The 13309-nt window shown below is 64.4% G+C and carries 8 protein-coding genes and 2 riboswitches; of the genes, 4 read left to right on the top strand and 4 right to left on the bottom strand.

The window, feature by feature from the left end:
* Position 1 precedes the first annotated feature (1 nt).
* From LNV23_RS13495 to LNV23_RS13480, 4 genes are all read left to right on the top strand, one after another.
* Complete coding sequence (locus LNV23_RS13495; protein ID WP_263563447.1) at positions 2 to 3226, top strand: efflux RND transporter permease subunit; 3225 nt, start codon at positions 2 to 4, stop codon at positions 3224 to 3226.
* A gap of 183 nt (positions 3227 to 3409) precedes the next feature.
* On the top strand, positions 3410 to 4651 hold the full coding sequence (locus LNV23_RS13490) for a prolyl oligopeptidase family serine peptidase (protein WP_263563446.1): 1242 nt from the start codon (positions 3410 to 3412) through the stop codon (positions 4649 to 4651).
* A gap of 115 nt (positions 4652 to 4766) precedes the next feature.
* The gene (locus tag LNV23_RS13485; protein ID WP_263563445.1) at positions 4767 to 5528 is read left to right on the top strand and encodes a substrate-binding periplasmic protein; all 762 of its coding nucleotides are present in this window, start codon (positions 4767 to 4769) and stop codon (positions 5526 to 5528) included.
* Positions 5529 to 5740: 212 nt separating this feature from the next.
* On the top strand, positions 5741 to 6571 hold the full coding sequence (locus LNV23_RS13480) for a nidogen-like domain-containing protein (RefSeq protein WP_263563444.1): 831 nt from the start codon (positions 5741 to 5743) through the stop codon (positions 6569 to 6571).
* Positions 6572 to 6642: 71 nt separating this feature from the next.
* Here LNV23_RS13480 and LNV23_RS13475 read toward each other — a convergent pair whose 3' ends face one another.
* The 4 genes from LNV23_RS13475 to gcvT all read right to left on the bottom strand — a co-directional run bounded on the left by LNV23_RS13475 (position 6643) and on the right by gcvT (position 12843).
* Positions 6643 to 8034, bottom strand: coding sequence for an L-serine ammonia-lyase (locus LNV23_RS13475; protein ID WP_263563443.1), 1392 nt, complete (start codon positions 8032 to 8034; stop codon positions 6643 to 6645).
* A gap of 145 nt (positions 8035 to 8179) precedes the next feature.
* The gene (gcvP, locus tag LNV23_RS13470; RefSeq protein WP_263563442.1) at positions 8180 to 11077 is read right to left on the bottom strand and encodes an aminomethyl-transferring glycine dehydrogenase; all 2898 of its coding nucleotides are present in this window, start codon (positions 11075 to 11077) and stop codon (positions 8180 to 8182) included.
* A 144-nt stretch (positions 11078 to 11221) separates the two neighbouring features.
* Positions 11222 to 11599 (bottom strand): glycine cleavage system protein GcvH, encoded by a 378-nt coding sequence (gene gcvH, locus LNV23_RS13465; protein WP_263563441.1) that lies wholly within the window; start codon positions 11597 to 11599, stop codon positions 11222 to 11224.
* Positions 11600 to 11712: 113 nt separating this feature from the next.
* Positions 11713 to 12843 carry a glycine cleavage system aminomethyltransferase GcvT gene (gcvT, locus tag LNV23_RS13460; RefSeq protein WP_263563440.1) on the bottom strand — a complete coding sequence of 377 codons (1131 nt, stop codon included), beginning with the start codon at positions 12841 to 12843 and terminating at the stop codon, positions 11713 to 11715.
* A gap of 67 nt (positions 12844 to 12910) precedes the next feature.
* Positions 12911 to 13019, bottom strand: a riboswitch (glycine riboswitch).
* A 16-nt stretch (positions 13020 to 13035) separates the two neighbouring features.
* A riboswitch (glycine riboswitch) is annotated at positions 13036 to 13139 on the bottom strand.
* Positions 13140 to 13309 lie beyond the last annotated feature (170 nt).

Genomic DNA, 13309 nt, shown 5'->3' with positions numbered 1-13309 from the left:
CATGTGGATGACGCGCGTCTCGATTCAAAACCCGGTCTTCGCCACCATGGTGATGGTGGCCTTGTGTGTGCTGGGCCTGTTCTCCTACGCCAAGCTGGGTGTGGAGAACATGCCCGATATTTCCATCCCGGTCGCCTCGGTCGATGTGCGCTACCCGGGCGCATCGCCGGAGGCCGTGGAACGGGAAATTGCCAAGCCCCTGGAAGAGGCACTGAACACGATTGCTGGCGTCGAGAAAGTGCTCTCGCGCAGCTTCGAAGGCCGTGTTCAAGCCCAGGTCGAGTTCGGTCTGAACACCGATATGGGCCGGGCCATGCAGGAGGTGCGGGACCGCGTCTCCCTGGCTCAGGCCGCCTTCCCCAAGGATGCGAAGACGCCGACCGTGGCGCGCGCCCAGATGGAAGACAACCAGCCCGTGGTGCTGGCCGCGCTGATGAGCAAGACCCGGCCGGCGCGCGAACTGTCGATGATGAGCGAGCTCATCATCGCCAAGCGACTGGGCCGTGTCGACGGCGTGGCCCGTGTGGACGTGGGCGGCATGGTGGCGCGCGAGGTGCGCATCGATCTGGACCCGCTGCGCCTGCGTGCCTACAACGTGACTCCGGCCGAAATCGCCACCGCTCTGCGCGAGGCCAATGTCGACCAGCCGGTGGGCCTGATCTCGGACAAGAGCGCCGATGCCATCCTCCGAGTGGAAGGCCGGGTCAAGGACCCCAAGGCTTTTGCCAAGGTGGTGGTGGCGCGGCGTGGCAATCTGGTGCTGACCCTGGGTGATCTGGGCCAGCTGGTCGAGCGCGAGCGTGAGCCCGACAGCCTGGCCCGCATCAACGGTGCCCAGGCCATCACCTTCAATGTCTTCAAGCAGCAGGACGCCAACATCGTCAACACCGGCGAGGGTGTCAAGGAAGCGATGGCCGAGCTGCGCAAGACCTTGCCCAAGGATGTGGAGCTGAACCTGATCTTTGCCTCCAGCGACAACGTCAAGGACTCGCTCAACGGTCTCAAGCACACCCTGGTCGAAGGCGCGCTGCTGACCGTGGCCATCGTCTTCCTGTTCCTGCACAGCTGGCGCTCGACCATCATCACCGGCCTGACCCTGCCGATCGCGGTGATCTCCAGCTTCATCGCCGTCCATGCCTTCGGCTTCACGCTGAACTTCATGACCATGATGGCGCTCTCCTTGTGCATCGGCCTGCTGATCGACGATGCCATCGTCGTGCGCGAGAACATCGTGCGCCATGTCGGCATGGGCAAGAGCCACCGGCAAGCCGCCTTTGATGGCACCAATGAGATCGGTCTGGCAGTGATGGCCACCACCTTTGCCATCTGCGCGGTGTTCGTGCCGGTGGCTTTCATGGGCGGCATCATCGGCAAGTTCTTCTACCCCTTCGGTATCACGGTGGCGGTGGCGGTGCTGGTGAGTTTGTTCGTCAGCTTCACGCTCGACCCCATGCTGAGCTCGATCTGGAAGGATCCGCCGAGCCACTACGTCAAGAAGATTCCGGTGATCGGCCATTTGATCCGCGCCACCGACCATGGCATGGATGTGCTGCACCGGGTCTACGAGCGTCTGATTCGCTGGGCGTTTTCGAGCCGCCGCTACCGCCTGTTTGCTCTGCCGTTTCCCGTCTGGGGCCGACCTTTCGATGCCAAGGGGCAGCGCGATCGCAGTGCGCCGCGCCGCCTGCGCCTGGCCACCATCACACCGCGCGGACTGGTCATGATGGCCGGCGGCGGCAGCTTCGTGCTGGCCTTGGTGCTCAGTGGCTTTGTCGGCAGCGAGTTCGCGCCCAAGACGGACGACAGCTTCACGCAAATCAATCTGCGCCTGCCCGTAGCCTCCAGCCTGGAACGCAGCAATGCCAAGGTCTTGCAGGTGGAAGAGTTGCTGAGCCGCTACCCGGAGATCAAGACGGTGTCCACCGTGGTCGGCGGTACCGGCGAGGGCATGGCCACCGGCCGCAACCAGGCCTCGCTGAACATCTCGCTGGTGGACCGCAAGGATCGCAAGCGCAGCCAGAAGCAGATCGAAGACGCGATCCGCGCCGAGATTGCCAAGATCCCCGGCGTCGACGCCAGCGTCGGCGGCGACCGCTCGATCTGGATCACCTTGCTGGGCAATGACCCAGAAGCGCTGACCCAGGTGGCCAACGACTTGGTGGCCAAGATCAAGGCGGTCAAGGGCGCGGTCGATGTCGAGACCACGGTCAAGCCGGGCCTTCCGGCCTTTGCGGTCAAGCTCAAGGACTCGGCCGTGCGCGAGCTGGGCCTGACCGCGCCTCAGGTGGCCGCGTCGCTGCGTGCCTACGTCAACGGAGAGGTGGCGACCTACTGGACCACGCCGGACGGCAACCAGGTCGAGGTCTTGCTGCGTCTGCCGGTTGAGCAGCGTCAGCGCGTCGAGCAGATGCTCAAGCTGCCAGTGGCCTTTGCCAAGGACGGCTCGCCGATCTCGCTGGACCAGGTGGCCACCATCGAATCGGTGTTCAACCCTGAGGTGATCCGCCGTCAGAACCTGCAGCGCCGCGAGGCCGTGTTTGCCGGCACCGAAGGCCGCCCCTCGGGCGATGTCAACGCCGATGTCCAGAAGATCATCAAGTCCATGGAGCTGCCACCCGGTGTGCAGTTCAATGTCGATGGTGCCGGTAAGCAGCAGAACGAGGCCTTCAAGGGCTTGCTGGCTGCGATGGGCCTGGCGGTGATCTTCATCTACATCGTGCTGGCCAGCCAGTTCGGCAGCTTTGTGCAACCGATTGCCATCATGGCCTCCCTGCCTCTGTCCTTGATCGGTGTGATGCTGGCCTTGCTGATCACCGGTTCGACGCTCAATGTTTTCTCCATGATCGGTCTGGTCATGCTGATGGGCCTGGTGACCAAGAACGCCATCCTGCTGATCGATTTCGCCAACCATGCCCGCAAGGGCGGAGCCAGCATTCCCGAGGCGCTGTTGGAGGCCGGCCTGGTGCGCATGCGCCCCATCATCATGACCACGGCCGCCATGGTCTTCGGCATGCTGCCCATGGCGATGGCCTTCAACCAGGGCGGTGAGGTGCAAGCGCCCATGGGCCGGGCCATCATCGGCGGCGTCATCACCTCAACCCTGCTGACCTTGGTGGTGGTGCCGGTGCTCTACTCCTACCTGGTGCGTGAGCGCAAGCCCAAGACTCAGCCTGCTGAGGACCATGCGTCCGTGGCCGACTTGGCACTGCAGCCCGGTGGTGACTGAGCTCAGGGCGCAGCTCCCAGGCCTTGAGGTGGCGGCGACCGCCACTTGCAAGGCCAGTGCTTCGGAGGCTTGACGGGACGGTCGGCATTGCGTGAAATGCCGGCCGTTGCTTGCTTGCTTGCACGCTGCGCCTGCTAACCGGCCATCCGACCGGAGGCTGACCAGCCCGCCCGGGGAGGGCCCATGGACCAGAACAGCCAGTGGAACATCAGTCGCCTGAGGCTCTGTCGACGCTTGAGTGTGCTGTTCTGTGCGGCGGCGCTGTCGGCCTGTTCTGGCTCGGGCGGTACAGGCCCGAATCCCGTGCCCGAACCGTTGCCCGTGCCCGTTCCTCCGGTCGAGCCCATCCTCAATGCGACGGGCCCCGGTGAATGGCGTCAGACCAGCCTCTTGCGCAGCATCCCCGTTGGTGAGATTGCCGCGGTGCTCCAGGCGGCCGGGGCGCGTGCCCCGCAGCTGACACCGCGCTACGAGGTCCGAGCCTATCGCCTGGAGTACCTCAGCCGTGACGGCCAAGGCCGCGAGGTGCTGGCCTCCGGCCTGGTGGCGGTACCGAGCAAGCCGGCCGGTGCGCCCAGCCCGGTGCTCAGCTACCAGCACGCCACCTTGATGCATGAGAACGAGGCACCCAGCCACCAGGCGGTGGCCAGCGAAGCCGTTGTGATGATGGCCTCGGCCGGCTATATCGTGGTCGCGGCCGACTACATCGGTTACGGCTTATCCAAGCAGCTGCCTCACCCTTATTTGCAAGCCGCTCCATCGGCGTCGGCCGTCAACGACCTGCTGACGGCGGCGCGCTACTGGCGCTACAGCGCCGGCATTGCGGACAACCGCCAGCTCTTCATGGGCGGCTATTCGCAAGGTGGCTATGTCACCATGGCGGCTCACCGGGCCTTGCAGAACAGCCAGAGCCCCCTTCGTCTGCAGCTGCTGGCCAGTGCGCCGGGAGCCGGGGCCTACAGTGTGTCGGCCACCCTGGACGAGTTGCTGCGCCAGGTCAAGGAGAAGAATCCGCTGCTCGGCACCTTGCTGAACCCTGGCCTGCTTCGGTACCTGAGCGACAGCGTGCGGCAGCGCGTCCGCGATGAGTTGCTCAAGCTGGTGGTGGACGCGGACAGCGACATCCGCTTCGCCCCCCGTTTCATCGACCTCTATCTGGCCGACGACATCGCGAGCCTGAAGGCCGAAAGCGATGTCCATGACTGGGCGCCGCAGAAACCGGTCTACTTGTTTCATGGTCGCGAGGACCGGACCGTGCCCTATCTGAACGCCAGCCTGGCCCTGGACAGCATGGCGCGGCAAGGCGCCGGCCGGCAAGTCAGTCTGAACGCGTGCCCCAGCCAGCCTTCGGGTCATATTGACTGTGTCTTGCCCTACTGGAATTTCATGCTGCAACAGTTTGCGGGTCTGGCTCGCGATCTGTAGACACCGCACGCGTGCTGAACGGGCAAAGCTCGCAGCGGCCAAGCCCATGTGAAAAGACCGGTATTCGGCGCGGCCGAGCGTGAGCCAGCGTGAGCGGCTGCTATTCTTTTCACCGATGGATCGACGTTTTTTCACACGCGCCCTGTTCCCCGCGCTGCTCGCCCTGTGTCTGGCCGGGCCCAGCATGGCGCAGAAGCGCCTGCTCAGCGAAGAGTTTCCGCCCATCAATTTCAGCGAAGGCGGTGAAGCCCGAGGGCTTGCGGTCGATGTGGTGCAAGAGATTCAGCGCCGCTTGCAGCTGGACCTGCCGATCGAGTTCATGCCCTGGGCGCGGGCCTACCGGGAGGTCCAGCTGGGCGGGGAGACCGCCTTGTTCAGCATGGCACGCACGACGGGGCGGGAACGCCTGTTCAAATGGGTGGGTCCGGTGGTGACCTTCTACAGTTCCATCTACGGGCCGGCGCGTGGCGGTGTGCGCCTGCGCAGCATGGAAGACGCCAAGCGTGCCAAGGCCGTGCTGGTGGTGCGTGATTGGTACACCTCGGAAGAGCTCAAGCAGCTAGGCTTCCGGAATCTGGTCAGTGTGGCCGATCCTCCGTCGGCCATTCGCATGCTCCTGGCCGGGCGTGCCGACTACTTTGCCACCGAGCGTTTGTCCATGCCCAAGATCATGGCGCAAGCCGGCGTGCCTGAGGAGTCGCTCGAAATCGTCTACAGCTATGCCAGCTCCGAGGGCTATATCGCCTTTTCGCCGGACACGCCTGATGCGCGGGTCAAGGCCTGGCAGACCCAGCTCGATGCCATGAAACGCGACGGCAGCTTTGCTGCCATCTACAAGCGCTGGTTGCCGCAGGACAGTCCGCCGCTCAAGCGCTGATTTGGTCGCGAGTTTGGCCCTGACCCATGACACTGGTCATGGTGAATATGTGTGCAGTTGTTACAACTATGTCGGGTTTTTTGACAGGGTTACGTTCTGTTGCGTGCAAATTACCGCGATTCAATGACTTGTAAATCTGGCATGAACCCTGCGTCACAAAGCAAGTTCGCCGCTCGGCGAACTTTTGTTTTGGACTCTTGTAGGGACATGAATTGAAGATCAAGACCTTGTTTTCCGCCGCACTGTTGGTTTCCGGCTTGGTAGCCGCCAGTTCTTCGGCACTGGCTGGCGCGGTTCGCAATGCGGACCTGTTCACGGGCAACACCCTGACACGTAACGACGACGGTTCCACCGGCCTCGTCAACATGGGTTTCAATGTCAATTTCTTTGGCAGCCAGTTCTCCCAGCTCTACGTCAACAACAACGGCAATGTGACTTTCGATCAGCCGCTGCCGACCTTCACCCCTTTCGGGCTGCAGGGCGCTAACCGTCAGATCCTCGCGGCCTTCTTCGCCGATGTGGACACACGGAATCTCAACAGCCGCGAAACTCAGTACGGCACCGGCCTGCTGAATGGCCACAAGGTCTTCGGCGTGAACTGGATCGACGTGGGCTACTTCAACCAACAGTCGAACAAGCTGAACAGCTTCCAGCTGATCGTCACCGACCGCTCCGACATCGGCGCCGGCGACTTCGACTTCGAATTCAACTATGACAAGGTGCAATGGGAAACCGGTGACCACCCGACCAGCGGCGGCAGCAATGGCCAAGGCGGCAATTCGGCTCGCGTCGGTTGGTCCAATGGCAACAGCAATTCCTTCGAACTGCCCGGCTCGGCCGTGAACGGCGCGCTGCTGGATGGCGGCAGTCAGTCTTTGGTCGCCGGTTCGCTGAACTCCAATGTCGCCGGTCGCTACAGCTTCAGCGTGCGCAATGGCTCGGTGCAGCCGCCCTCGACCGTGCCTGAACCCAGCTCCATGCTCCTGGTTGGACTGGCTTTGGCGGGCCTGGGCGCGGTCTCACGCCGCCGCCGCAGCGCTTGATGTCTCGTCCGCGCTGAGCAAAAAGGCGACCCTCGGGTCGCCTTTTTTTGTCTTGGAGACTTGAGCCCGGTTCAGCACTCGACGATATTGACCGCCAGCCCGCCCCGTGCAGTTTCCTTGTACTTGGTCATCATGTCAGCGCCGGTGTCGCGCATGGTTTTGATGACCTTGTCCAGGCTGACGAAGTGGGTGCCGTCGCCGCGCAGCGCCATGCGGGCGGCATTGATGGCCTTGACCGAAGCGATCGCATTGCGCTCGATGCAGGGGATCTGCACCAGGCCGCCGACCGGGTCGCAGGTCAGGCCCAGATGGTGCTCCATGCCGATCTCGGCCGCGTTCTCGACCTGCTCGGGCGTGCCGCCCATGACCTGGCAGAGCGCACCCGCGGCCATCGAGCAGGCCACGCCGACCTCGCCCTGACAGCCGACTTCGGCGCCCGAGATCGAGGCGTTTTCCTTGTAGAGGATGCCGATGGCCGCAGCGGTCAGCAGGAAGTCAACCACGCCGTCTTCGTTGGCTCCGTGATAGAAGCGCGTGTAGTAATGCAGGACGGCCGGCACGATGCCGGCAGCGCCATTGGTCGGCGCCGTGACGACGCGGCCGCCGGCGGCGTTTTCTTCATTGACCGCCAAAGCGTAGAGATTGACCCAGTCCATCACCTGCAGCGGGTCGCGCAGGGCGGCTTCCGGGTTGGCGGTCAGGTCGCGGTGCAACTGCGCGGCGCGGCGCTTGACTTTGAAGCCGCCGGGCAGGATGCCCTCGGTGCGGCAGCCGCGGCTCACGCAGTCCTGCATCACTTGCCAGATCTTGAGTAGGCCGGCGCGGGTCTCTTCATCGCTGCGCCAGTGGCGTTCGTTGCGGCGCATGATCTCGGCGATGGAAATGCCATGCTGCTTGCTCAGCACCAGCAAATCGTCACCCGACTTGAAGGGGTAGGGCAGCACGGCCGCGTCGGGAGCGATGACTTTTTGCTTGCTGCCGTCGGCCGCCACCTCGTCGCTGACGACAAAGCCGCCGCCGACCGAGTAGTAGGTGCGCTGCTGGATTTCCACGCCTTCCGCATCGAAGGCTGAGAAACGCATGCCATTGGCATGGAAGGGCAGGCTTTGGCGCTTGAAAAGCACCAGGTCCTTGGCCTCGTTGAACTCGATCTCATGCTCGCCGCCTAAGCGGATGCGGCCGCCACTGCGGATGGCGTCGAGGTAAGCCGGCACCTGCTCGACGTCCACCGTGTCCGGCTCATGGCCGGCCAGGCCCAGCAGCACCGCCTTGTCGCTGCCGTGGCCCTTGCCGGTGGCGCCGAGCGAGCCGTACATCTGCGAGACCACGCGGGTGGTCTTGTCCAGCACACCTTCGTGGCGCAGACGCTGCACAAACATGCGCGCGGCACGCATCGGGCCCACGGTGTGCGAGCTGGACGGGCCGATGCCGATCTTGAAGAGGTCGAAGACTGAAACGGCCATGGGGCCTCCAAGCGTTGGTGTGAGATCCGAGCCTGGCCTGAAGAATCAGGCCAGTCTTGTGAAAAAGCCGGCTGGCGTCGATGGTGGTGGGTCCATCAGACAGCAAGCCGGCTCTGGCAGGGCAATGCCGAGCGTCTTGAAACGCTTACTCGTAATCGCTCATGGGCGGGCAGGAGCAGCTCAGGTTGCGGTCACCGTAGACGTTGTCGACGCGGCCGACCGGCACCCAGTACTTCTGGCGGCGCAGCGAGGCCACCGGGTAGGCCGCTTCTTCGCGGCTGTAGCCATGGGTCCACTCAGCAGCCAGCAGGCTCTCGGCCGTGTGCGGTGCATTGACCAGCGGGTTGTCGGTGGCGGTCCAATTGCCGTCGGCGACCTTGGCGATTTCGGCGCGGATGGCCAACATGGCGTCGCAGAAGCGGTCCAACTCGAACTTGGATTCGCTCTCGGTCGGTTCGACCATCAAGGTGCCGGCCACCGGGAAGGACAGAGTGGGCGCATGGAAGCCGTAGTCGATCAGGCGCTTGGCCACGTCCTCAGCGCCGACGCCGGTGGCGTCCTTCAGCGGGCGGATGTCCAGGATGCACTCGTGGGCCACACCGCCGCCCTTGATGCCATCGATATTGCCGCTGAAGTGGATGTCGTAAGCGTCCGCCAGACGGGCGGCCACATAGTTGGCCGAGAGGATGGCCACTTCGGTCGCAGCCTGCAGGCCGTCGGCAGCCATCATGCGGCAGTACATCCAGCTGATGGGCAGCACGGCGGCATTGCCCAGCGGGGCTGCGGACACGGCGCCGATGGCGGTCTTGCTGTCGTAGCCGGCCGAACGGTGGGTGGGCAGGAAGGGCACCAGATCGGCCACCACGCAGACGGGGCCGACGCCCGGGCCGCCACCGCCGTGCGGGATGCAGAAGGTCTTGTGCAGGTTCAGGTGGGAGACATCGCCGCCGAACTCGCCCGGTGCGGCCACACCGACCAGGGCGTTCATGTTCGCACCGTCCACGTAGACACGGCCACCGTGGCTGCGCACCAGGGCGCAGATTTCCTTGACCTGGGTGTCGAACACACCGTAGGTCGAGGGGTAGGTGATCATGATGGCGGCCAAGTTGGCGCTGTGCTGCTCGCACTTGGCCTTGAGGTCGGCCAGGTCGATATTGCCCTCTTTGTCGCACTTGGTCACCACGACCTGCATGCCCACCATCTGGGCCGAGGCCGGGTTGGTGCCGTGGGCCGATTCAGGGATCAGGCAGATCTTGCGATGGCCTTCATTGCGCGACTCATGCCAGGCCTTGATGGCCAGCAGGCCGGCGTACTCACCTTGCGAGCCGGCATTGGGCTGCAGGCTGATGCCGGCGTAGCCGGTGGCTTGGCACAGCCAGGCGGTCAGCTGCTCGTTCAGCTGGGCATAACCCTGCAGCTGATCGTGCGGTGCAAACGGGTGCACGCCGGCGAACTCGGGCCAGGTGATGGGGATCATCTCGGCCGTGGCGTTGAGCTTCATCGTGCAAGAGCCCAGCGGGATCATGCTGCGGTCCAGCGCCAGGTCCTTGTCCGACAGGCCGCGCAGATAGCGCAGCATCTCGGTTTCTGAGTGATAGCGGTTGAACACCGGGTGGCTCATGAAGCTGCTGCTGCGCTGCAGCTCGGCCGGGATCAGGCTGGCGATGCCCTTGTCGAAACCGCTCAGGTCCGGCACGGCCTTGCCATCGGCAAACACGGCCAGCACGGCAGCCAGGTCGGCGCGGGCGGTGGTCTCGTCGAGCGACAGGCTCAGGGCCTCAGCGCTGGCGCGGCGGAAGTTCATGCCGGCGGCCACGGCGCGGGCCTGGATGGCCTCGGTCTGCGCGCCGGTCTGCACATGCAGGGTGTCGAAAGCGCTGGCGTTGCCGAGGGCAAAGCCCAGGCCCTTGAGGCCTTGGGCCAGCACAGCAGTGAAGGACGCCACACGCTGGGCGATGCGCTTCAGACCTTGCGGGCCGTGGTACACGGCGTACATGCTGGCCACCACGGCCGGCAGCACCTGGGCGGTACAGATATTGGAGGTGGCCTTCTCGCGGCGGATGTGCTGCTCGCGGGTTTGCAGGGCCAGGCGGTAGGCGGGCTTGCCATGCGCGTCGATGGAGACACCGACCAGGCGGCCGGGCAGGCTGCGCTTGTACTCGTCCTTGCAAGCCATGTAGGCGGCGTGCGGGCCGCCGTTGCCCATGGGCATGCCGAAGCGCTGGGTGGTGCCCACGGCGATGTCGGCGCCCAGCTCTGCCGGAGCTTTGATCAGGGTCAGAGCCAGAAGGTCGGCGGCCATGATGACCACGCCATTGCTACGGGCCTTGTATTTGGCGATCCACTCGGCGTAGTCACGCACCTCGCCGTTGACGCCCGGGTATTGCAGCAGGACGGCGAAGCTGTCGTTGTTCAGGGCCTCGTCGCCGCTGCAGATGCGAACCTCAAAGCCGAGCGGCTCGGCGCGGGTGCGCACCACTTCCAGGGTTTGCGGCAGCACGTCGTCGGCCACGAAGAAGGTCTGGCTCTTGCTCTTGCCCACACGAGCGGCCAGGGTCATGGCTTCGGCGGCCGCAGTGGCTTCGTCCAGCATGGAGGCATTGGCGATTGCCATGCCGGTCAGGTCGGTCACCATGGTCTGGAAATTGACCAGGGCCTCCATGCGGCCTTGCGAAATTTCAGCTTGGTAGGGCGTGTAGGCGGTGTACCAGGCGGGGTTTTCAAGGATGTTGCGCAGGATGACGCCAGGGGTCAGCGTGTCGTAGTAGCCCTGGCCGATATAGCTCTTGAGCACCTTGTTCTTGCTGGCCATGGCCTTCAGCTCGGCCAGAGCTTGGGCTTCGCTGGCGGCCGCCGGCAGGTCCATGCCCACCGAGCGCTTGATGCTGGCCGGCACCACGGCTTCGATCAGAGCACGACGCGAGGCCGCACCGATCACCGACAACATGCCGGCTTCATCGCTGGCATCGGGGCCGATGTGGCGAGCGTGGAATTCGGTGGCGTTCTCAAGCACCGACAGGGGCTGCAGGGCGGACATCAACATGGCAAATCCTTGGGGCCCGGCGCCGCTTGTGGCGGCCTCAGGCCGTTTGTGTTCGGGAGAGCCTGCTACAGCAAGACGCAAGGACTGCGCTGTGTGGCAGGGGGTGCCGCGGCCTCACTGACGGAGTCGCCGCGGCCAAGTGCATCAGCTGTTCTTGACCAGCTCGTCGTAGGCGGTGCTGTCCATCAGGCCGTCCAGCTCGGCGGCGTCGCTGAGCTTGACCTTGAAGAACCAGCCGGTCTTCAGCGGGTCGCTGTTGGCGAGCGAGGGGTCGTCGCGCAGGGTTTCGTTGACTTCGGTCACTTCGCCGGACACCGGCATGTAGACATCAGCGGCCGCCTTGACCGACTCGACCACGCCGGCCACTTCCTTGGCGGCGAAGCTGCTGCCCACGGCCGGCAGGTCCACGAACACCACATCGCCCAGTGCGTCCTGTGCGTGCACGGTGATGCCCACGGTGACGATGCCGTCGGCTTCGATCTGGACCCACTCGTGGTCAGGCGTGTACTTGATTGTGCTCATGCGGTGCTCCGTTGCTTTCGGAAGGTGGGGGAAAGGAAATTGAAATGTAGGGTGCCCGGTCGTGGCCGGGCAAGCGCGATATGAGTCGAAGCGACTCTCAAGCGCTCAGCCGCTCAGCCGCGGAAATAGCCGTTGGGTGTGAACGGGGTGCTGGACACCGTCATCGGCGTGCGCTTGTCGCGAACGATGGCAAAGACCTCGGTGCCCAGGGCGGCGAATTCCTTGGCTAGATAGGCAAGGGCCACCGGTTTGCCCACCGTCGGGCCCAGGGTGCCGCTGGTGACCACGCCGATTTCCACGCCCTCGGCGTTGACCAGCTTGGCGCCTTCGCGCACCGGCATACGTTCGCTGCTGACCAGGCCGACGCGCTTGCGGGCGGCGCCGCTGGCGAGCTGTTCGTCCACCACGACAGCGCCGGGGTAGCCGCCGGCACGGGCGCCACCGGCGCGACGCACCTTCTGGATGGCCCAGGTCAACGAAGCTTCCACCGGGGTGGTGCTGGTGTCGATGTCATGACCGTAGAGGCAGAGGCCCGCTTCCAGGCGCAGCGAATCTCGCGCGCCCAGACCGATGGGTTTGACTTCCGGTTGGGCCAGCAGCTTGCGGGCCAGTTCGACCGCTTGGTCTTGATGGACCGAGATTTCGAAGCCGTCTTCGCCGGTATAGCCCGAGCGGGTCAGGAAGGTGGCTATGCCGTCCAGATTGAAGAAGCCGCCGGTCATGAAGGTCAGCTTGGCCACGTCAGCGTTCAGGCGCGAGAGGGCGGTCACGGCCTGCGGGCCTTGAAGGGCCAGCAGGGCTTGTTCGGGCAGGGGCAAGACCTGGCACTTGTCGCCGATCTTGGCTTGCATATGGGCGATGTCTTGCACCTTGCAGCCGGCGTTCACCACCACGAAGAGGTCGTCCGGGCGGCGGGCGATCATCAGGTCGTCCAGGATGCCGCCTTGCTCATTGGTGAACAGGGCATAGCGCTGCTTGAACAGGCCGAGGTCGATGACGTCGACCGGCACGATGGTTTCTAGCGCAGCGGCGGCGCCGTCACCGATCAGGCGGACCTGGCCCATATGGGAGACATCGAACAGACCGGCGGCAGCGCGTGTGTGCTTGTGCTCGGCCATCACGCCGGCCGGGTACTGCACCGGCATGTCATAGCCACCGAAGGGCACCATCTTGGCGCCGAGTTCGATGTGCAGAGCGTGCAGCGGGGTCTTGAGCAGGGGGGCGGAGGTGTCAGCAGCGGACATGGCGGGCAACTTTCGAGGGCAGACATCTGGCCCACACCCTCGAGACCGGCTCAAGGAGTGGGGTGGGTATGCCCTCGCTGTCCGCTTTACCTGAGAGATTGGCCGCCGGCGTATTGCCAACAGCTTGCCCCTTCGGTGGACGGGCTCGAAACCCGTCTCTCTCCAGTGAGGACGCCCGACGTTTTGTGAACGGGCGTTTTATCAGTCCTTTTGCCTGAGCGTTCGCAGCGTGGGATCACCAGTGCCACTGCGCCTTCGGCGGCTTCCGCGAGGAAGCTCTCTCCTGACCGGCGGGATTGTAGCGGCGCTTTTTGGGGCTTCGGCCGAAGTTTTTTGACCGCTGCTGTGGCAAAGACGGCGGCTCTCTGCGGTGCGACTCCGGCTTTTGGGCATGGCAGCCAGGCTTTATGCTGAATTGTTCATAAGTGCAATGGATGGGAGCGTGTCAGCCATGGAGGGTCCCCTG

Origin of the sequence: Kinneretia sp. DJ1R-11 (assembly GCF_025717595.1) — a bacterium.
Lineage (GTDB): Bacteria > Pseudomonadota > Gammaproteobacteria > Burkholderiales > Burkholderiaceae_C > Paucibacter_A.
This window is presented reverse-complemented; position numbering and strand designations above follow the sequence as displayed.

Coding starts and splice junctions, on each gene's coding strand:
- LNV23_RS13495 (WP_263563447.1), top strand. CDS start 2: ATGTGGATGACGCGCGTCTCGATTCAAAACCCGGTCTTCGCCACCATG.
- LNV23_RS13490 (WP_263563446.1), top strand. CDS start 3,410: ATGGACCAGAACAGCCAGTGGAACATCAGTCGCCTGAGGCTCTGTCGA.
- LNV23_RS13485 (WP_263563445.1), top strand. CDS start 4,767: ATGGATCGACGTTTTTTCACACGCGCCCTGTTCCCCGCGCTGCTCGCC.
- LNV23_RS13475 (WP_263563443.1), bottom strand. CDS start 8,034: ATGGCCGTTTCAGTCTTCGACCTCTTCAAGATCGGCATCGGCCCGTCC.
- gcvP (WP_263563442.1), bottom strand. CDS start 11,077: ATGTTGATGTCCGCCCTGCAGCCCCTGTCGGTGCTTGAGAACGCCACC.
- gcvH (WP_263563441.1), bottom strand. CDS start 11,599: ATGAGCACAATCAAGTACACGCCTGACCACGAGTGGGTCCAGATCGAA.
- gcvT (WP_263563440.1), bottom strand. CDS start 12,843: ATGTCCGCTGCTGACACCTCCGCCCCCCTGCTCAAGACCCCGCTGCAC.